This window comes from Acidovorax sp. (genome assembly GCF_046339755.1).
Classification (GTDB): Bacteria; Pseudomonadota; Gammaproteobacteria; order Burkholderiales; family Burkholderiaceae_C; genus Acidovorax.
Genome location: NZ_JBKDTZ010000223.1, coordinates 1 through 18976 on the forward strand (window position 1 = coordinate 1; position 18976 = coordinate 18976).

The following is an 18976-nucleotide window of genomic DNA, read 5'->3' on the forward strand; positions in this document are numbered from 1 at the left end:
GGGCGGGACGGCAACGGCCGGCCCGCCGGCCGCAGTGACGTGGCAGGGATGGCACGGCACGGGGCGCAGCAACGCAACAAAAAAGCACATGCAATCTACCGTCAGCGATGGCGGTAGATTTTTTTCTTTGGGGGGCCTGGCAACGGTCCGTCGGCCACCCCGCGCAGGGCCTGGGGCGCTGCCCCGCCTGCTTTGGCACAATGGCGTGTTGCGCCGACCCTGCGGCAGCCAGCCAGCCGTGGTCGCCCGTTGTTTGTTCTCTCCCCTGCACACAAGACCCGTGGATACAGCCCCATGACGAAGAAGCACGCCCTCTTCCCTGCCCGCCCTTTGCTTTCGGCGCTTGCCGTGGCGTTCGCCATATCGTCCGCCCAGGCCTACGCACAAGGCCCGGCCAAGCCCGCAGCGGCTGCGCCCGCCAGCGCTGGTGGCAGCACGCCCGAGCAGCAGGCCGAATCGTTTGCCAATATCTTCGCCACCACCTGCGCAAAGTACGCGAGCAACCTGGCTGCGCTGCGCACCAAGCTGGCACCGCTGCCCACCATGCCGGCCGACAAGGCAGCGTACTTCCTGCAGGGCCAGGCCGGCAAGGCCTGGCCGGTGCCGGACCCGCATGGCAGCTTCGTGGTGGCCATCCCCGATGGCCAGAACCTCTGCGCCGTGTACGCACGCCGGGTGGGCGTGCCGCAGAGCCTGGCCTGGTTCAAGAAAATGGCGGCCGAGGCCCCTGCGCCCATGGTGTCCCGCCAGGTGCAGGACTCGAAATCCGCCACGCCCCACAACGGCACCGCCCACACCCTCGCCTTCGAATGGGCAGCGCCCGACAGCACCAAGCGTGTGCTCTACAGCCTGACCACATCGGCCTCGCCCACCGCCGACCTGCAGGGGCTGGCCAGCGTGACCTTCGCACCCTGATGCCTGCCGCCATGCAAGGGCGGCCACCCGCAGGGACCGGCGACCTCGAACAACACCGGGCCGCCGCAAAGCACAATGCCGCCGTGCACCACTGGCTGGCCCCCTGCACGGACACGCTGGGCACCCATTGCCGGGCGGCGCCGGCCAGCGCATGACGGCGCCCTGCCCGCATTGCGGCACCACCACCATCGTCTTCACGCCCTCCGAGGCGCAGTTTGAAGCCGTGGTGCGCGCGCTCGCCAATGGCTCCAAAACGCTGGCCGCCGGCGAGTTCAGGTACTTCGCCCAGTGCACCGACGCCGAGGCCACGGCCTGGGTCGCGCACCTGCTGCACTGCGCCCACGCCTGGCCCCAGGCCGGGGCGGACGAAGCCGTTCTTGCGCAGGTGGAAGCCGCTTTTGCCGGCGTGGACAAGCCCGATCACTTCACCGACCGTACGCATTGCGACGAGTGCCGCGAGCACGACGACACGCTGCGCGCCCGTACGCGTGATACGCTGCACCGCAGTGACCTGGGCAACGCGGGCTGGGATCCCATCACGTTTTCGAGCGCCGACGGCATCGGCTACTTCTTCCCCGCCCTGGCGCGTTTTGCATTGCTGCCCGACGTGTGGCCCCAGCACAGCTGGTATGCGGACCAGTTGGTATTGCACCTCGCCTGGGACGGCAGCGACAACCGCTTGCTGGCCTGGTGCAACCCGGCGCAGCGCAGTGCCGTGCATGCGCTGCTGGCGCACCTGGCGGCCACGCGTGGGCAGGCGGCGGTACATCACCAATTCGACGAGGAACTGCAGGCCGCGCTGGCGGCCTGGCAGATGCCCACGGCATGACGCCCGGCAAGCTTGCGGCACCGGCGCCTGGGTTGCGGTGGAGAACGCGCGCGGGCGGACACAATACGCTTTCCATGGTTGACAAGGATTTCCGATGACAGGTGTAGTGCTGGGCAAACCCAACTTCGAGGCCATGGGTACGGCCGAATTCACGAAGCTGCTGAACGCGCTGATCAGCGCCGGCTACCTGTCCCTCGACAGCCTGCGCCCCGAAGTCGATGCATTCTTGAAGAGCGATCTGACCAATAGCCCGCGCACGCCCGAAGAAGACGCCCAGGTGGACCCCGACATCGTCGGCGACCACCTCCACGACCTGTTCCAGACCATCACCTTCCGCACGGTGGACGAGGTCGCAAAGCATTACCAGACTTACCAGAACCGCTCATTGCCTTTTGCGACGGATCTGTACGACTGGTCCACCATCGAAGGCGACTACGGCTACAAGCTGACCCTGCCCGCGGGGCACCCGGTGCGCAACCTGATGGAGCTGGTCATCGACGCGGCCCGGGAAGGCAATGCCCTGCTGAAATGGGAGAACGCGCCCATGCCCGAGGTGTCGTTCATGTGCCTGTGCCAGTTCGGCATCTTCATCAACCTGCGGCCCTGCCCGCCGCGCATGGCGGGGCTCATTGCCAGGCAGCCCCGCTATGCGCAGGTGCGCGACCTGCTGGCGGAGGTGTTCGGGGTGGCGCCGCAGATCTATGCGCAGGATGAGCAGTGAGCCGCCTGCTTTGATGCCACGGTAGGTACGTTGTGCCGGTCTCCCCGCCGCATGGTGCAATAGCCCCTGGATCGCTGCAGGACCTCGCCCTGCGGCACGTCGGTGCACACAGCAGCAACAGCGACGGTCAGCCGCTCGATGACACCGCACGCATCACCCTGCAGTTCCACCCTGACCGCTGGAGCCAGGGCCGACCGTTGCTGCAGGCCCTACTGGACGACGGCTGCTACAAGTCCCAGTTCGAGACGCGCACCAGCAACGGCGGCCTCACCGCGCACGAGGGCGGCGACCGGTGGAAATGGGAGAGCCGCATCTTCGGCAGGGCCTACAACGGAGCCGCCCCTGGCGAGCGGCCCAAATACGGCGCGCTGAATTTCTGGGCACGGCCCACGGGCGCAGCACCCCGGTTCGGCTCATCGTACCTGCGCCTCCAACCCGAGGTGCTGCAGCGCGCCACGTTCTGCTACCCCGACAGCGTGTTCGAGCCGCAGCATTTCGGCACGGCAGACCACGCCCCGCGATTGATCACGCTGGCCGAAGGCGGCCAGAGCGATCCACTGGACGACTACATCGAGGCCCATGTCCACGGCCCCGTGCTGCTGGCCCGCGATGTGGAGGCGCTGGTGTTGGACCCGAGCTTTCGCGGCACTCCTCTAGAGGACTTGGCATACAAGATGCCCTGCCCCATCGAATGGCATGCAGGCTTTCGGCTGGAGGTGGAAACATTGCTGCAGCACCCGGACTACCGGGGCGCGGAGATTGCCGCGCTGGGCGCCCAAGTCGCGCGAAACGGCGTGCTGACGCCGGCCGCCATCGGCGATGCGGTGGCGTCAGGGCGGCACGATCCGCAGGCGCTCAAGAAGGTGTGGCATTGCCTGGCGCGCTTCGGCGACCTGTCACAGGCGCAAGGGGCTTGACGGGCGGGGGCCGCCGCTCACGGCACCCGGTCCCCATCCCGTATCTGCGCCACCACGCCGTTCTGCAGCCGCACCACCGACATGAAGTTGCCCGGGCCACGGTGGTAGGTCCACTCGTCCACATACTCGCACTGCTCGGTCACGACCTGGCGCGGCGCCTCGCGCGGGTGCAGGGGCACCGACCACACCACGCGGGGGATGCGGATGCACACGGTGTCGGTGGCAAAGGGCTGGCCGCATTTCAGGACCAGGGTGGCGCGCGACTCGCCCACGCCCACCAGGCGGCCGCCGCAGCCCAGGCCCTGGGCATCAGCATCCTTGACAGGTGCACAAGCGCAGGCAATGGCGACCATTGACAAGATGACTTGAAGGAGCGTGAGCGAAGGAAGCCGGAGGTTCATAGATGATGCGCCCTTGGTATCTGCCTAAAACGCATGAACTCGGCAATCCGCTTACACGCCCCTCTGCTTGGGGCTCACTTGACACTCACTTGTCAGATTTCTTGACAATTCGGTGTACATTTCAAAAAAACTATTGGGAGGTCTTCATGATTTCGCGACTTCGCAAGATTCTTGGTCTTGCAGCAACAATCCTGGTCATAAACTGCAGTTTGATTAACTCAACCCATGCAAACGAAGTCATTGACCGCGAAAGAATAAGGTCCTTTTTTGCTGAAAACTTTGAGAACGGTGATTTTTCAGCACTGGAACAATGGTATACCAAGGCCTTGAAAGAAAAGACCCGAATGGAATCAGGCAACTTTCAAGCTTCCATTCTTGTTCGCTCGATAGAATTTAAAAGCGATAAAAAATGCGACGTCTCCAAGTGCCCGAAGGTCGATGAAAAATTCTGGTTGGCTCAGGAGAAGAAGGCGAAGGAGTGGCTTGTCCGGTATCCGAAATCCACCTTGGCAGCGATTGCATTGGCTCGAATTTACTCCAAGCAAGCCTGGATCTACAGGGGTACGGGTTATGCCAATACGGTAGCAAAAGAAGACTGGAAGATGTTTCATGGCTTGATGCACCGAGCTGTGGAAGTCTTGAATGAACAACAAGTCGAAGGGCGAAAGGATCCTCATTGGTGGGCCAGTTTGCTTGCAGCAACATTCTATGGATCGGTGGACCCCGCAGGCTATCAGCAGCTTACAAATAATGCCATCAACGCATTTCCAGATAATACTGAAATTTATATTACCATTGCATACACGCTTCTGCCTCAATGGGGTGGTAGCCATTCTTCCATTGCAGCATTGGCATCCGAAGCCGTCAACAAAACCAAAGCCACCGACGGCGAGGCATTCTATGCCCGCATATACTGGGGCCTTGTAGACTCCCTGGGGCGCCCAGGCTTCCTGAAACCCGGCGTCGATTGGCCTCGAATACGATCGGGTTTTGACGATATGCTGCAGCGCTATCCGGGAGACTGGAATTTAAATGCATATGCCCGGCTGGCATGCCTTGAAGCGCATGACAAAAAGACAACCGCCAGACTGATGCGCCGCATCGGTGAAAACCCGCTCGGTACGTTTTGGCAAGACCGCATCACATTCAAACGCTGCCAGCAATGGGCGCTAGAGGAAATCCAATGATAAAATCAAAATGCGCAATCGCAGCAATATTACTCAGTGCAACACTGACAAGCGCAGCCCAGCCTGCAGTGGGATTTCTTCAACCCGAAGCCCAGGCGCCCAAGCTCTTCGCCAACAGGGACTTCGAGAAACTCAATGCGCTCTACCAGGAAATATCCGCCATCCAGGAACGGGATAAAAATGGCGAGGCCAGGTTGGAAAAATTCCTCAAAGTCTTTGCAGAGAACAGTTTCAACCAGCCAGGCACTGATTTGGTTGGATTGGGAACCGACTGGGTCAGCGCCTACCCCGACAGCGTTGCTGCAGCCGTTTACCTGGGAAGGGCTACCAGCCACACCGTGAGTCGGATAATTTACCTTGACCGCAAAAAACCCGGGTCCACCGAAAGCTGGGCGACTCAAGAAGCCATGATCAACAAAGCGCTGGTGCAATTGGAAAGGGTGCGCACCCAAGGCGCTACGGATGCGATGTGGCATGCGACCTACATCACCCTGATATCCATGAATGGAGCAACTTCTCAGAGAGTGTTACGGGCCTACTCAGATGCCTTGGCAAAAATACCCAATCCAGCTTCTGATTTTTTTCAGAGTGCCACCAATGCACTTGATTTGAGAGAAACCAAGGCATTCCCTGAACTGCGTGAGATGGCAGCACTGGCCGCTGCAAAAACCTCCGCGCGCGAAGGAATGGCAATGTATGCAGTCGTCTACATCACGGCCATTCAAAGCACCTACGATTTGAAAGTGGCACCATTCGGAAGAAGTGGAGCCGATTGGCCGACCATGGACACGGCCTTGTCGGATCTTTATCAGCGCTACCCAAGCCAGGACACGCAGAATTTGCACCCCATTCTGGCGTGCCTGGCCCAAGACAAAGCCCGCACTGCGCAATTGTTGCTACAACTGCCAGCCGACAAAGTGCAGCGCATGTGGGCCTCTTGGCCGGGGACGACACAGCTTTACGAACGCTGCAAAGGCTGGGCGCTAGGCCCAGCCAAGCCCGCACCAACGCTCCAACCGAGCCGGGAAAACGACACCCTCGCGATGCGCTGAGTTCGGTTGTCCAGCGGTCGGGTCAGATCTGGCTATTCACTCCGCCTCGATCTTCGAAGTCTTCACCACCGTGGCCCAGTTCGCCAGCTCCACCTTGGTCTTCTCACCCAGCTGCTGTGGCGTCTGGTAATCAGCCGTGGCACCCTGCTCCTGTGCCTTTTGCTTGAAGGCGGCGCTCTGCACCACGGTGCGGATGTCGGCGGTGAGCTTGTCGATCACGGGCTTGGGCACGGCGGCGGGCGCGAACACGGCGAACCAGGAGGTGGCGTCCACCTTGGGGTAGCCGGCCTCGGCCGTGGTGGGCACGTCGGGCAGGCTGGGCAGGCGCTCCTTGCCGGTCACGGCCAGCACGCGCAGCTTGCCGGCGGCGATGTGGGGCATGAAGGGCGGCGCGGTGCCAAAGGTCAGGTCCACCTGGCCGCCCAGCAGGTCCTGCAGCGCGGGGCCGGTGCCCTTGTAGGGCACATGCACCATCTTCACGCCGCCCTGCTGCTCCAGCATGGCACCGGTCACGTGCTGCAGTGAGCCGTTGCCCGACGAGGCGTAGTTGAGCTTGCCGGGGTTGGCCTTGGCGTAGGCAATGAGTTCGGCCAGGGTCTTCACCGGCAGGTCGTTGCGCACCACGATGATCTGCGGGGCCGAGATCACGTTGGCCACGGGCTGAAAGTCCGCCTGCTCCCACTGCTTTTGCTTGGTGAGGTGGGGCGAGATGACGTGGTAGCCCGAGTACTGCATCAGCAGGGTGTAGCCATCGGCCTCGGCACGCTTGACGGCGCTGGCCGCAATGGCGCCGTTGCCGCCGCCCTTGTTGTCTGCAATGACCGACTGACCCAGCACCGGGCCCAGGGCCTGCGCCAGCATGCGGGCCGACAGGTCCGTGGTGCCGCCCGCGGCCGTGGGCACGACCAGGGTGACGGGCTTGGCGGGATAGGTGCCGCCTTGTGCGAAGGCACTGCCAGCGCAGAGCGCGGCCAGAGCCAGCAGGGTGAATTGTTTGCGGGTTGCTTTCATGAAAGGTTTGTCTCCGTTCTGAGTTATGGATGAATGAGTGGTGAAACTGAATCTGTTGAGAAGTGGCTAATCGACCTTTGCGCCGGTTTCCTGCACCACTTTGTGCCAGCGCGCCAGGTCGTCCTTGACCAGCGTGCCCAGCTGCGCCGATGTGCCCTTGAACGGCTCGCAGCCCACATTGGCCAGCTTGTCGATCACGTCCTTGTTGTCCAGCGCCTTGACCACTTCGGCCTGCAGCAGGGCCACCACGGCGGGCGGGGTGCCGGCGGGGGCGAACATGCCGTACCAGGGGGTCTGTCCAAAGCCCTTGAGCGTTTCGCCCATGGTGGGCGCATCGGGCAGCGCGGCCACGCGCTTTTCGTTGACGACGCCCAGCACCTTGAGCTTGCCGGCCTTGATGAAGGCAATGGACGACGGCAGGCTCTGTACCGACAGCGGCACCTGCCCGCCCACCACGTCGGTGGCAGCGGCGGCCGAGCCCTTGTAGGGGATGTGCTGCAGCTCGATGCCCGCGGCCTTTTGCAGCATCTCGCCGATCAGGTGGTTGAGCGTGCCGTTGCCGGCCGAGGCAATGGCGTACTTGCCCGGGCTGGCCTTGGCCACGGCGATCAGCTCGGCCATGTTCTTCGCTGGAAAAGACGGGTGCGCCACCAGCACATAACCCGCCGTGGCCAGCGGCGCCACGGGCTCGAAGTCCTTGACCGGGTCGAACCCCGTGCTCTTGTACAGCCAGGGGTTGATGACCTGGGCGCTATCGGCCGTCACCAGCAGGGTGTAGCCGTCGGGCCTGGTCTTGGCGGTGTAGGCCGTGCCCACATTGCCGCCCGCGCCCGGCCGGTTCTCCACCACCACCGACTGGCCCAGTTGCTCGCCGAGCTTTTGCGCCAGCACGCGTGCAATAGCGTCGTTGGCACCACCCGCGGCCTGGGGCACGACTACGGTGAGGGGTTTGCCGGGGAACTTGCCCGTGTCCTGTGCGGCGGCGCTGAATGCGGCCCCGCACAGCAGCACTGCGAGCAGCAGCCTGCGCGGCCTGTGCAATGTGGTTCTCGAATCGATCATGGCTTTGTCTCCTGTCGTCTTATTGGAATGAATGAACCAGAACAGCGCTGAAAAGCGGGTGGGCTATGCGGCACGCCCTCCCCCCACCAGCTCTTTCTCACGCACCAGGGCGCGCTCCCTGATCGCCTCGAAATCCCCCGGCACCGGGTGCAGCGCCAGGCGCGGCCCGGCCTTGGCTATCTGGCTGGGGATGTCGTGGCCGATCAGCGCGGGCAGGCGCTGCGCGGCAGCCAGCAGACGGGGCAGGTCCACGCCCGTGGCGTAGCCCATGCAGTCGAGCGCGTGCACGATCTCTTCGCTGCACACATTGCCGCTGGCGCCGGGTGCATAGGGGCAGCCGCCCAGGCCGCCCAGCGATGCATCGAAGCGGTCGGCCCCGGCGTCGATGGCCGCGAGCACATTGGCCAGGCCCATGCCGCGCGTGTTGTGGAAGTGCAGGGTCCACTCCACGCCCGGCCAGCGCGCACGCGCCGCCGCGGTGATGGCCGCCACCTGCGTGGGGTAGGCCATGCCCGTGGTGTCGCACAGCGTGACGCCGCCCACGCCCAGGTCCACAAAGCGCTGCACCCAGCCGAACACGGCGCCTGGCGCGACCTCGCCCTCCATGGGGCAGCCGAACACGCACGACAGCGACACGTTGACCGCCACGCGCGCCGCCTGCGCCGTGGCCACCACCTGGGCCAGCGCGGCAAACGAATGCTCCTGCGTCATGCGCAGGTTGGCGATGTTGTGCGTGGCGCTGGCCGACATGACCAGATTGAGCTCGTCGGCACGCGATTCGATGGCACGCTCGGCCCCGCGCACGTTGGGCACCAGGGCGGTGTAGACGGTGCCCGGGCGGCGCGTGATTTCGCGCATCACCACCTCGGCATCGCGCAGGGCGGGTATGGCCGTGGGCGAGGTGAACGAAGTCACCTCGATCTTGGCCAGGCCCGCATCCGACAGCGCATTGGCCAGTGCGATCTTGTCCTCGGTGGGTACGAAGGCGCTTTCCATCTGCAGGCCGTCGCGCAGGCCCACCTCCTGCATGTGGATGCGCTTGCCGGCACCGGCCCACACGCCCGTCGCGTTCACTGCGGTACTCATTGGATCACCCCCTTGCTGCGCAGCAGCGCGATCTGTTCGGCCGTGAGCCCCGCCTCGGCCAGCACCGCATCGGTGTCGTCGCCCAGGTGCGGCGCGCTGCTGCGGATGGAGCCTGGCGTGGCCGAGAGCTTGGGCACGATGCCCGGCACCTGCAGGCTGTAGCCATCGCGCGTCTGCTGCGTGAGCAGCATGTCGCGCGCCTGGTAGTGCGGGTCTTCGGCAATATCGCGCGCGGTGTACACCTTGCCGGCCGGCACGCGGGCGGTGCCCAGGGCATCGAGCACCTGCTGCACGGTGAGCGGGGCGCTCCAGGCGCCGATGGCGGCGTCGATCTCGTCCACCCGCGCCACGCGGCCCGCGTTGTCGGCCAGGTCGGGTGCAACGCCCAGGTCGGGCCGGCCGATGGCCTGCATCAGCCGCTTGAAGATGCTGTCGCCATTGCCGGCCACCAGCACCCAGCCGTCGGTGCAGGGGTAGGCGTTGGACGGCGCAATGCCCGGCAGCGCGCTGCCCGCGGCCTCGCGCACTGCGCCAAAGGCGCTGTACTCGGGGATCAGGCTTTCCATCACGTTGAACACGGCCTCGTGCAGCGCCACGTCGATCACCTGGCCCTGGCCGCCGTTCACCTTGCGGTGGTACAGCGCCGTGAGCACGCCGATGGCGCCGTGCAGCGCGGCCAGCGTGTCGCCGATGGACACCCCCACGCGCACCGGCACGCGGCCCGGCTCGCCCGTCAGGTGGCGCAGGCCGCCCATGGCCTCGCCAATGGCGCCAAAGCCCGGCAGGTCGCGGTAGGGCCCGGTCTGTCCATAGCCCGATATGCGCAGCATCACCAGCCCGGGGTTGATGCGGTGCAGCTCTTCGGGCGACATGCCCCAGCCCTCCAGTGTGCCGGGGCGGAAGTTCTCGATCAGCACGTCGGCCTCGGCGATCAGCTGGCGGGCGATGTCCTGGCCCTCCTTCTGGCGCAGGTCCAGCGCCACCGAGCGCTTGTTGCGCGACTGCACCTGCCACCAGACGGAGGTGCCCTCCTTGATCAGGCGCCAGTTGCGCAGCGGGTCGCCCGACTCCGGGGCTTCGATCTTGATGACCTCGGCGCCAAAGTCGCCCAGGGTCTTGCCGCAGAAGGGCCCGGCGATCAGCTGGCCCATCTCGATCACCCGCACGCCCTGCAGGGCGGCGGGGGTGAGGCCTGTCGCGGTCGCGGCCGGGGCGGTAGGTGTGGAACCCATCGTGTTCTCGTCTCCAATATCTCGCGGCCTGCGGGATCAGGCCTGCTGGTCATGGAGCATGATGATGTGCACAGATGAACCCGCTGCAAAACGCTCATGCAACAGGCCGCCATCGCAAACCGGCATGGCACGCCCCGACACGCCGAGCGCCAACGCAGTGGACGGGAACGCCAGGCAATCAGGCCTCAGGGAAGTGGCCGGGCTGCATCACGATCGCGCGGGACACGCGCCCTGGTATCTCGATGGCCGCAGTCGCATCGGCACATGCTTGGAGCGCGAACCTGCTGCGCGGGCGGGTGATCGACGCGAAGCATGCCTTGCCACCGAAGCTCATTCATTTCCCCCCGCGCTGGCCCCGGATTGCGGCAGGGAGCCGTACCGGGCGCGATGGCAGTCCACGGGTTCATGCCATCTTCACCAAGCCCGCAATCTGGCCCACGCTCGCACCACAACATCAGGAATTTTCAGGAGTCAGCCCTTTGCTGTTGAACGCGATCTGACCGTACATCAATTCATAGACCAGTTGCTGTATCTCGATTTGATTGAAAGGATCACCCTCCTTAAAACTCGGCTCCCATTCCCGAGTCCCTTCGTCATTGAGCACCACGGCATCAGCGCGCAGGCGCACCGCGAAGATGGGCAGCTTGTTGCCAGTAATTGGATCAAGCGCCAGGAAAAGGACGCGGCCCCACACTGCGTCTGCGCCATCGCTGCAGATCAACAGATACGGAGATGACTCGCCAGAAGGTGTGGTGATTACCACATCCTGCCCGACATCCGCGACAAAGAAGCCCACGTCGGGTAACCCGGTTGCCTGTTTGAGCGAAGCGATAAACCCCGTGTACGCCTGTCGGATGTCGTGACAGTCGCTCGCCCTGCGCAAAGCCATGTGGCTGTTTGAGGGGATTTTTTCGGTGAACATCTGTGACCTCCAGTGGAACGTAGACAGTGGCAGGCATCGCAGGAGGGGTCAAGAAAAATCTGGGGCCCTGCGTGGAACGGCATCCCACTGCAAGCCAGGGTGGGATTGTCGGGCCATGTGCCCGGCCACGTTTGCACAGGCAAGCGCAAGTGGCATCCCGCGGAGGAACGAGCATGGCGCATCCGAAGCATCCACCCAGCCCGATTGCATTCCAACGCGGCTGCAAAAAGATCCTGAACAGGTTCTGAGAACTGCCCTGGCCCCATCGCGGTGCCGGGCGCCTTGCTACCATGAGGCCCCCCATGAAACTCGACCCCGTCTCCCTGCGCCTGTTCGTTGCCGTGATGGAAGAAAGCACCATCGCCGCCGCCGCCGCGCGCGAGCACCTAGCCGCATCGGCCGTGAGCCGGCGGCTGGCCGACCTGGAGGACGCGCTGCGCGTCACCCTGTTCACCCGCAGCAACAAGGGCACCGAGCCCACGGCCGCGGCCTATGCCCTCCTGAACCTGGCGCGCGGCGTGCTCAACGACCTCGATGGCATCGCCACGCAGATGCGCGACTACGGTGCCGGCGTGCGCGGCCATGTGCGCGTGGTGGCCAACATTTCGGCCATCACGCAGTTTTTGCCGGCCCAGCTGCAGCGCTTCATGGCCCTGCACCCGCAGGTGGACGTGCGGCTGCAGGAGCAGATCAGCACCGCCATCGCCCAGTCGGTGGCCGAGAACGCGGCCGACGTGGGCATCCTCAACCAAGGCCAGTACGGCGACCGCGTGGTGCAGCTGCCCTACCGCACCGACGAACTGGTGCTGGTGGTGCCGCGCGAGCACCCGCTGGCACGCCGCAAGGCGGCCCGCTTTGCCGAGGTGCTGCCGCACGACTTCGTGGGCGCGCACCCGGGCAGCGCCATCAACAACCAGCTCACCAAGGCTGCGTCCGAGGCCGGGCTGCCGCTGCGCTTGCGCATGCAGGTCACCAGCTACGACGCCATGTGCCTCATGGTCGCAGCCGGCCTGGGCGTGGGCGTCATGCCGCGCGGCAGCGCCGCGCTCTACAAGGGCACGCAGCCGATCCGCGTGGTCACGCTCAGCGAGCCCTGGGCGCAGCGCCAGCTGGTGCTGTGCGTGCGCTCTGGCGAAGCCCTCTCGAGCGTGGCGCGGCTGCTGGTGGACCATCTGCGCGCGCCTGCCGAGGACCCTTCTGCATGACCCGCGCCGCGACAGTTCCCCTGCAGTGGGATGTGTTCTGCCAGGTCATCGACAACTACGGGGACATCGGTGTGTGCTGGCGCCTGGCCAGCCAGCTGGCCACGCGCGGCGAGCGCGTGCGCCTGTGGGTGGACGATGCCTCGGCCCTGGCCTGGATGGCGCCGGCCGGCCACCCGGGCGTGGAGTTGCGCCCCTGGGGCGGCGAATGGCCCGGCGCGCACGAGGCCGCACCCGATGTACTGGTGGAGGCCTTTGGCTGCGAGATCCCCGAGCCCTTCCTGGCCTGGGCCGTGGGGCGCGCATCCCACCATCAGCCCGATCGGCAACCGGTGTGGATCAACCTCGAATACCTCTCGGCCGAGTCGTACGTGGAGCGCAACCACCGCCTGCCCTCGCTCGTGATGTCGGGCTCCGCCCGGGGCTGGACGCGCTGGTTCTTCTACCCCGGCTTCACCCCCGCCACGGGCGGCCTGCTGCGCGAGCCCGGCCTGCTCACCCAGCGCCCCGCCAGCTTTGCCGCCGCCTGGCGCGCCCAGCAGCCAGAACTGGGGCCTGCTCCCCAGCGCTGGATGTCGCTGTTCTGCTACGAGCCCCCTGCCCTGCCCGCGCTACTGGCCCAGGCCATGCAGCCCGGTGCGGTGCCCACGCGCCTGCTGGTCACGCCCGGGCGCGCCACGGCGGCGGTGCAGGCCGCACTGGCCACCTTGCCGGCGGACCAAGGCGCGCTGCAGCTGCAGTACCTGCGCCCCACCGACCAGCAGGGTTTCGACGACCTGCTGTGGGCCTGCGACTTCAACGCCGTGCGCGGCGAGGACTCCCTGGTGCGGGCCCTGTGGGCCGGCCAGGCCCTGGTCTGGCACATCTACCCGCAGGACGACGGCGCCCACCATGCCAAGCTGGCGGCTTTTCTCGACTGGCTGCAGGCCCCGGCCTCGCTGCGGGGCTTCCATGCCGCTTGGAACGGCATCCCCGGCCACGGCCCGCTGGTGCTTCCGGATGGTGAAACGCTGGCCGGATGGACCGCCTGCATCCAGGCGGCGCGGGCGCGCCTGGCAGCACAAAGCAGCCTTGTGGACCAACTGGTAGGTTTTATCCAGGAAAAAAGGTAAAATCCAAGGCTTTGCGCAAATCACAGCGCGGCACCCCGGTGCCCGCACCCCGCGCAATCCCGCCGCGGAACATGCGCCGGCCCTGCAGACCTTGCAGCCAGCGCGTTGAGCGGCCCCAACCCACGCACCCAAACTGCTATGAAAATCGCTCAAGAAATCCGCGCCGGCAACGTCATCATGCACGGCAAGGACCCCATGGTCGTCCTGAAGACCGAATACGCCCGTGGCGGCCGCGGCGCAGCCACCGTGCGCATGAAGCTCAAGAGCCTGATCGGCAACTTCGGCACCGAAAACGTGTTCAAGGCCGACGACAAGATCGACAACGTGATCCTGGACAAGAAGGACTGCACGTACTCCTACTTCGCCGACCCCATGTACGTCTGCATGGACACCGACTACAACCAGTACGAAGTCGAAGCCGAAAACATGGGCGACGCACTGAACTACCTGGAAGACGGCATGGCCCTCGAAGTGGTGTTCTACGACGGCAAGGCCATCTCGGTCGAACTGCCCACCAGCGTCGAGCGCGAAATCACCTGGACGGAACCTGCCGTCAAGGGCGACACCTCCGGCAAGGTCCTGAAGCCCGCCAAGATCGCCACCGGCTTCGAAGTGCCCGTGCCCCTGTTCGTCTCGCAAGGCGACAAGATCGAAATCGACACCCGCACCGGCGAGTACCGCAAGCGCGTGTAAGCAATCCCGGCGGCCCTTGCGGGCTGCAGGTGCGCAAAGCAAAAAAGGCTTCCCGAGGGGAAGCCTTTTTTGTTTCTCCGTTTGGCAACCGGGCGCATGCCATCGATCAATTCCCTGCGGCTGGAGCCAGCATCCCAGCAACGCGCGACAAGTCACGTGCCGTGGGCCGATGCCAGCCCAAAAGAAGGCCAGCAACAGGGGCTAACGATAAGACCCAACTCGCCGCCCCCCAGGCGACAGTCCCCTGAATCGGCTAAGTGGATCGTGCTGGGCCCCGATGACGATGTGATCCATGGCGGCGCCGGCAACGACGTGGTGGGCAGCGAGGCCGGGGACGACCAGGTATACGGCGATGCAGGCGACGACATCGTGTTCGGCTGCGCCGGCAATGACCTGCTCTCCGGCGGCACGGGCAGCGACAAGATCAACGGCGGTACCGGCTTCGACGTGGCGATCCAGGAAGGGGCGCGCACCGACTACACCGTGACCCTGGAGGGCGCAGGCATCAAGCTCACGCACACCGCCAGCGGCGTCTCCGACTGGCTGGTCGATGTGGAGCAGGTGCGCTTTGCCACCGGGCCCAGCCTCACGGTGGCGCACAGTGCGGCCGAGGAAGCCGCCGCCTATCTGTTCCAGAAATGGATCGGGCGTGACCTGAACCAGGGCGAAGGCGCCATCATCCAGAGCCTGACGGGCAAGACCGCCCTGGAGGTGGCCACGCTGTTTGCCCAGGTGTTCCCCACCCAGGCAGCCGGCAAGACACCGGCGCAGTTGCTCGAAGGCATGGCCAGCGCAGGCGCGATCCGTGTGGATGCCATCCGCGATGTGACCGTGACCGGCGATGCCGGCAACAACACCATCACTCCCACACTGGGCCTGGCGAGGTTTGTGGATGGGGGTGCAGGCACCGACACCGTGGTCATCCCGGCAACCCTCTCACAGACCTACGTGCAATCCCAGAACAATGGTAGCTTCACCTTGCAGCGCCTGACCGATGGGGCGATGCTGGATGTGACGCGGCTGGAGCGCGTGAGCTTCAGCGACACCAATTTGGCACTGGACCTGAACGGCAACGCCGGCCAGGCGGCCAAGGGGATCGAGATCGCCCGAAGCCTGCCCGGCATGCGCCAAAGGCAAGGCCAGGCCCCCCGGGCTGGCGGGCCCGGAAAGACCTGCAAATACCCTTGGTTCCCAGTTGCAATATGATACAGAACGCGGGCACTGCAGCGATGAAGCTGCAGGTTGCTGGGAGCTCAGCTTGAACGGCCATGAGGGCCCGCTCGATACCCGTACGGCATGAATCGAATGCCTTGCCACCAACAAGTGCGCTTCTATGAAAGTGGCAAATTCGCATGAGCACCGACTGGATTCCCTGTGAACTGACCACTGCCGGCCAGCGCAGCCTCGTCCGGTGGATCCACCCGGGCACCAAGCCACTGTTCACGGAACCCTTCTTTCACCAGACCATCGATGCGCTGGTCCAGGCGAACTCCGTGCAGAAGCTCACCCCCCTGGAGGCGCTGGCAGAGGTAGCGCCGGCCAAGGCGCCAGCGGGCTTCATCTTCCATGTGTCGCGCTGCGGGTCCACGCTGGTGAGCCGCAGCCTGGCCGGCATACCCCGCCACCGAGTGATATCAGAGCCTGCGCCCGTGAACCAGTGGCTGTTGGCGCACGGCCGGGACCCGCAGGCGAAGTGGCCGCAGCTCAAGGGCTTGGTACACGCCCTGTGCGGCACTGCAGCCGGTGTGGACTGCTTCATCAAATTCACCAGCTGGAACCTGTTGCACCTGCAGCACCTGCTGGCGCTCTTTCCCGACACCCCCTGGGTCTTCGTCTACCGGGACCCGGTCGACGTGCTGCAATCCCTGGTGGCTCGGCCACCGCGCTGGGCGGCCCACCCGCAACTGGCCCCTGCCCTGGGCGGCCACCAGGCAGATGGCACCGAAGCGTTGGCACAGCTTCTGCAGCGCCTGTTCGCCGCCCCATTGCCGCATTGGAGCGGGCAGGCTCTGGCGATCAACTATGCCCAGTTGCCGGCCGCCATGGCGGAGATTGCCGAGCACTTCGGCCTGTGCCTGGACGCTGCGGAGCAGGCGAGCATGGTGCACGTGGCGCAATTCGATGCCAAGCAGGCCGGTGAAGTCCCCTTTCGCCCGCGTGAGCGCGCCCCTGTGTCGGATGCCATGGTCAGCGCCATGGCGCCACTGAACCCGCTGTGGGATCAGTGGGAGGCGATGTGCGCCCCATCGGAGGCACTGCATGCCCACTGAAGCCATGGCCAACCGCACACCGCCATCACCGCAGGCGCGCGACCAGCGCCTGCTGGAGCTGATCGGGGCGGGCAAGATCGCCCCGCCAGACAACGAAGTGCTGGCAGACATCCACCGGCGCCGGGGCGATCTGCCCGCTGCATCGGCGGAATACCAGCGCCTGCATGCCAAAAAGGCCGGAGCGCCTCGCATCGATCTGCTGCACGCCATTTTCAATCGCGGCAATGCACCGGCACGCCTGCCGCCATCGGATTTTGCACCTGCCCCGTTCGTGCAGTTCGATGGCTTCTTCGGCCATGCGCTGAACCAGCACCTGCTCGACTACGCGATCTCCCGCCAGGCCATCTTCAGGCCGACGGAGTTGCAGGCGGCAGACCAGTACGAAAAGCAGCGCAGCACGCTGGTCACCTACGACGTGGGGGCCCCGGGCGAGGCGATGCGCACCGCAGTCCGCGAGCGCCTGCCGCTGCTGTGCGAGCGCCTGGGCATGCCGGTGTTCGACATCGATTTCATCCAGCTCAAGATCGCGGCGTACGCGGCCGGCGACTTCTTCAAGGCCCACCAGGACAACGGGCTCAGCCATACGGGCCGGCGGATCAGCTTTGTCTACTACTTCCACCGCGAGCCCAAGCCCTACCGCGGTGGCGACCTGCTTCTGTACGACAGCCGCTTCAGCCCGCGCGCCTATGTGCGCAGCCTGTTCACACGCATCGTTCCGCACAACGACAGCATCGTGTTCTTCCCCAGCGAGTATTTCCACGAAGTGCTGCCCGTGGAAACCGCCACGCAGGACTTCAGCGCCAGCCGTTTCACCATGGCTGGCCATATCGGTTGACAGTGCACCACCGCTGTTTTCACCTCTATCCCTGCAAGCCACCGGCACCGCTCACGGTGCCATCGCTGCAGCCATCCCTTTTTCTGACCACAAGGCACTGCCATGTCCACAACCCCCGCCACCCGTGAAGTCATCGCCATCGATGCCGGCATCGCCGACTGGGAGACGCTGGTTGCCAGCCTGGACCCTGCCATGCCGATCATCCTGCTGCCCGCAGGCGGCAACGGCCTCGAAGCCTTGGCGCTGGCGCTGGCCGACTACGGCACGCTGGACGCGCTGCACCTGGTCACCCACGGCTCCGAAGGGCAACTGCACCTGGGCGAACTGCGCCTGAACACCACCAACCTGGGAGAGCAGGCCCCTGCGCTCGCACAGATCGCCAGCCACTTGGCGCCGGGTGCGGACCTGCTGCTGTATGGCTGCTCGGTGGCCCAGGGTGAAGGCGGGCAGGCATTCGTCAACAGCCTGTCCGGCGCACTCAATGGCGCCGACATCGCCGCATCCACCGACCGCACCGGCGCGCTGGCGCTGGGCGGCGACTGGGACCTGGAGTATTGGGCCGGGCAGATCGAGACGATGCTGCCGTTCGATGCGCAGGACATCGTGGAGTACAGGGCGGCGTTCGCGGCGGATGACACCATTCTTGACACCACACCGCCCACGGTGTCTTCGATCAACCGCGTCTCCACCGCGACCACCAACGCTACCAGCGTCAATTTCACCGTCAAGTTCTCTGAAAGCGTCAGCGGGGTCGATACTTCAGACTTCTCCCTGACCAAAGGCAATACTGCCAACGGCACTATCTCCAGCGTGACGGGCAGCGGAAACACCTACACCGTAACGGTGAACAGCATCTCCGGTGATGGCACGGTGCGCCTGGACCTCAAGAGTTCAGGGACCGGCATCAAGGACACGTCCAACAACGCCATCCCCGGCGGCTACACCGCAGGCCAGCTGTACACCATCGACAACACGGGGCCCGCAGTCGCGTCGGTCAATTCCAGCTCCGCCAACGGCACTTACAAGGCGGGCGACTCCGTCAGCATTCGGGTCATCTTCAGCGAAACAGTGATTGTCACGGGTACCCCGCAACTGACGCTGGAAACCGGCGCCACCGACCAGGTGGTGAACTACGCCAGCGGCGGCAGCACCAACACCCTGACGTTCAAATACACCGTGCAGGCCGGTGACACCACGGCCGACCTGGACTACCTGGGCACGGCGGCGCTGGCGCTGAATGGTGGCACCATCAAGGATGCGGTAGGCAATGCCAGCACGCTTACGCTGGCGGCGCCCGGCGCGGCCAACTCGCTGGGCAACAACAAGGCCATCGCGATAGACAGCACCGCGCCGACCGTCGCGTCGGTCAACTCCAGCACTGCCAACGGCACCTACAAGGTGGGCGACACCGTCAGCCTGCAGGTCAACTTCAGCGAAGCCGTCACCGTCACGGGCACGCCCCAGCTCACGCTGGAAACCGGTGCCATCGACCAGGTGGTGAACTACGCCAGCGGCAGCGGCACCAGTGC

At 65.1% G+C, this 18976-nt stretch carries 19 protein-coding genes; 13 read left to right on the plus strand and 6 right to left on the minus strand.

Annotation, left to right across the window (positions count from 1 at the left end):
- Positions 1–294: 294 nt before the first annotated feature.
- The 4 genes from ACK59X_RS18755 (at position 295) to ACK59X_RS18770 (ending at position 3382) form a co-directional block, all read left to right on the plus strand.
- Entirely contained in the window at positions 295–915 is a 621-nt protein-coding gene (locus tag ACK59X_RS18755) for an NMCC_0638 family (lipo)protein (RefSeq protein ID WP_409959647.1), read from the plus strand.
- Positions 916–1066: 151 nt separating this feature from the next.
- Positions 1067–1744 (plus strand): hypothetical protein, encoded by a 678-nt coding sequence (locus ACK59X_RS18760; protein WP_409959649.1) that lies wholly within the window; start codon positions 1067–1069, stop codon positions 1742–1744.
- A gap of 94 nt (positions 1745–1838) precedes the next feature.
- The gene (locus ACK59X_RS18765; RefSeq protein WP_409959651.1) at positions 1839–2465 is read left to right on the plus strand and encodes a hypothetical protein; all 627 of its coding nucleotides are present in this window, start codon (positions 1839–1841) and stop codon (positions 2463–2465) included.
- A gap of 32 nt (positions 2466–2497) precedes the next feature.
- Positions 2498–3382: a DUF3626 domain-containing protein gene (locus ACK59X_RS18770; RefSeq protein ID WP_409959653.1), complete on the plus strand. Its 885-nt coding sequence runs from the start codon at positions 2498–2500 to the stop codon at positions 3380–3382.
- A gap of 17 nt (positions 3383–3399) precedes the next feature.
- Here the strand turns inward: ACK59X_RS18770 and ACK59X_RS18775 are convergent, their stop codons facing one another.
- Positions 3400–3783, minus strand: a complete 384-nt coding sequence (locus tag ACK59X_RS18775) for a DUF2845 domain-containing protein (protein ID WP_409959655.1) — start codon at positions 3781–3783, stop codon at positions 3400–3402.
- Positions 3784–3929: 146 nt separating this feature from the next.
- Here ACK59X_RS18775 and ACK59X_RS18780 point away from each other — a divergent pair, with 146 nt between their 5' ends.
- Both ACK59X_RS18780 and ACK59X_RS18785 read left to right on the plus strand, forming a co-directional pair.
- Positions 3930–4970, plus strand: coding sequence for a hypothetical protein (locus ACK59X_RS18780; protein WP_409959657.1), 1041 nt, complete (start codon positions 3930–3932; stop codon positions 4968–4970).
- 68 nt (positions 4971–5038) lie between these two features.
- Positions 5039–6022: a hypothetical protein gene (locus ACK59X_RS18785; RefSeq protein ID WP_409959659.1), complete on the plus strand. Its 984-nt coding sequence runs from the start codon at positions 5039–5041 to the stop codon at positions 6020–6022.
- Positions 6023–6058: 36 nt separating this feature from the next.
- Here the strand turns inward: ACK59X_RS18785 and ACK59X_RS18790 are convergent, their stop codons facing one another.
- From ACK59X_RS18790 to ACK59X_RS18810, 5 genes are all read right to left on the minus strand, one after another.
- The gene (locus ACK59X_RS18790) at positions 6059–7033 is read right to left on the minus strand and encodes a Bug family tripartite tricarboxylate transporter substrate binding protein (RefSeq protein ID WP_409959661.1); all 975 of its coding nucleotides are present in this window, start codon (positions 7031–7033) and stop codon (positions 6059–6061) included.
- A 66-nt stretch (positions 7034–7099) separates the two neighbouring features.
- Entirely contained in the window at positions 7100–8095 is a 996-nt protein-coding gene (locus ACK59X_RS18795; RefSeq protein WP_409959663.1) for a Bug family tripartite tricarboxylate transporter substrate binding protein, read from the minus strand.
- 63 nt (positions 8096–8158) lie between these two features.
- Positions 8159–9181 carry a hydroxymethylglutaryl-CoA lyase gene (locus tag ACK59X_RS18800; protein WP_409959664.1) on the minus strand — a complete coding sequence of 341 codons (1023 nt, stop codon included), beginning with the start codon at positions 9179–9181 and terminating at the stop codon, positions 8159–8161.
- Positions 9178–10413, minus strand: coding sequence for a CaiB/BaiF CoA transferase family protein (locus ACK59X_RS18805; RefSeq protein ID WP_409959666.1), 1236 nt, complete (start codon positions 10411–10413; stop codon positions 9178–9180). The genes ACK59X_RS18800 and ACK59X_RS18805 overlap by 4 nt, the downstream gene beginning before the upstream one ends.
- 454 nt (positions 10414–10867) lie before the next feature.
- Entirely contained in the window at positions 10868–11335 is a 468-nt protein-coding gene (locus tag ACK59X_RS18810) for a hypothetical protein (RefSeq protein ID WP_409959668.1), read from the minus strand.
- 302 nt (positions 11336–11637) lie between these two features.
- On the opposite strand from ACK59X_RS18810, the gene ACK59X_RS18815 reads away from it, so the two are divergent.
- The 7 genes from ACK59X_RS18815 to ACK59X_RS18845 all read left to right on the plus strand — a co-directional run.
- A complete protein-coding gene (locus ACK59X_RS18815) occupies positions 11638–12540 on the plus strand; it encodes a LysR family transcriptional regulator (RefSeq protein WP_409959670.1) in 903 nt (300 codons plus the stop codon).
- Complete coding sequence (gene earP / locus ACK59X_RS18820; RefSeq protein WP_409959672.1) at positions 12537–13649, plus strand: elongation factor P maturation arginine rhamnosyltransferase EarP; 1113 nt, start codon at positions 12537–12539, stop codon at positions 13647–13649. The genes ACK59X_RS18815 and earP overlap by 4 nt, the downstream gene beginning before the upstream one ends.
- 138 nt (positions 13650–13787) lie before the next feature.
- Positions 13788–14342, plus strand: a complete 555-nt coding sequence (gene efp / locus ACK59X_RS18825) for an elongation factor P (protein WP_007852467.1) — start codon at positions 13788–13790, stop codon at positions 14340–14342.
- Between the two features lie 264 nt (positions 14343–14606).
- Positions 14607–15548 carry a calcium-binding protein gene (locus ACK59X_RS18830; protein WP_409959674.1) on the plus strand — a complete coding sequence of 314 codons (942 nt, stop codon included), beginning with the start codon at positions 14607–14609 and terminating at the stop codon, positions 15546–15548.
- A gap of 146 nt (positions 15549–15694) precedes the next feature.
- The gene (locus ACK59X_RS18835; RefSeq protein ID WP_409959676.1) at positions 15695–16612 is read left to right on the plus strand and encodes a sulfotransferase; all 918 of its coding nucleotides are present in this window, start codon (positions 15695–15697) and stop codon (positions 16610–16612) included.
- Entirely contained in the window at positions 16602–17447 is an 846-nt protein-coding gene (locus tag ACK59X_RS18840) for a 2OG-Fe(II) oxygenase (protein WP_409959678.1), read from the plus strand. The genes ACK59X_RS18835 and ACK59X_RS18840 overlap by 11 nt, the downstream gene beginning before the upstream one ends.
- Positions 17448–17549: 102 nt before the next feature.
- The coding region (locus ACK59X_RS18845) for a DUF4347 domain-containing protein (RefSeq protein ID WP_409959680.1) at positions 17550–18976 on the plus strand (1427 nt) is incomplete at its 3' end.

What these genes read in the sequence shown, in the direction of transcription:
- ACK59X_RS18790 (WP_409959661.1), bottom strand. Translation starts at nt 7,033, where the DNA reads ATGAAAGCAACCCGCAAACAATTCACCCTGCTGGCTCTGGCCGCGCTC.
- ACK59X_RS18800 (WP_409959664.1), bottom strand. Translation starts at nt 9,181, where the DNA reads ATGAGTACCGCAGTGAACGCGACGGGCGTGTGGGCCGGTGCCGGCAAG.
- ACK59X_RS18840 (WP_409959678.1), top strand. Translation starts at nt 16,602, where the DNA reads ATGCCCACTGAAGCCATGGCCAACCGCACACCGCCATCACCGCAGGCG.
- ACK59X_RS18765 (WP_409959651.1), top strand. Translation starts at nt 1,839, where the DNA reads ATGACAGGTGTAGTGCTGGGCAAACCCAACTTCGAGGCCATGGGTACG.
- ACK59X_RS18795 (WP_409959663.1), bottom strand. Translation starts at nt 8,095, where the DNA reads ATGATCGATTCGAGAACCACATTGCACAGGCCGCGCAGGCTGCTGCTC.
- ACK59X_RS18815 (WP_409959670.1), top strand. Translation starts at nt 11,638, where the DNA reads ATGAAACTCGACCCCGTCTCCCTGCGCCTGTTCGTTGCCGTGATGGAA.
- ACK59X_RS18835 (WP_409959676.1), top strand. Translation starts at nt 15,695, where the DNA reads ATGAGCACCGACTGGATTCCCTGTGAACTGACCACTGCCGGCCAGCGC.
- efp (WP_007852467.1), top strand. Translation starts at nt 13,788, where the DNA reads ATGAAAATCGCTCAAGAAATCCGCGCCGGCAACGTCATCATGCACGGC.
- ACK59X_RS18755 (WP_409959647.1), top strand. Translation starts at nt 295, where the DNA reads ATGACGAAGAAGCACGCCCTCTTCCCTGCCCGCCCTTTGCTTTCGGCG.
- earP (WP_409959672.1), top strand. Translation starts at nt 12,537, where the DNA reads ATGACCCGCGCCGCGACAGTTCCCCTGCAGTGGGATGTGTTCTGCCAG.
- ACK59X_RS18810 (WP_409959668.1), bottom strand. Translation starts at nt 11,335, where the DNA reads ATGTTCACCGAAAAAATCCCCTCAAACAGCCACATGGCTTTGCGCAGG.
- ACK59X_RS18760 (WP_409959649.1), top strand. Translation starts at nt 1,067, where the DNA reads ATGACGGCGCCCTGCCCGCATTGCGGCACCACCACCATCGTCTTCACG.
- ACK59X_RS18775 (WP_409959655.1), bottom strand. Translation starts at nt 3,783, where the DNA reads ATGAACCTCCGGCTTCCTTCGCTCACGCTCCTTCAAGTCATCTTGTCA.
- ACK59X_RS18805 (WP_409959666.1), bottom strand. Translation starts at nt 10,413, where the DNA reads ATGGGTTCCACACCTACCGCCCCGGCCGCGACCGCGACAGGCCTCACC.
- ACK59X_RS18780 (WP_409959657.1), top strand. Translation starts at nt 3,930, where the DNA reads ATGATTTCGCGACTTCGCAAGATTCTTGGTCTTGCAGCAACAATCCTG.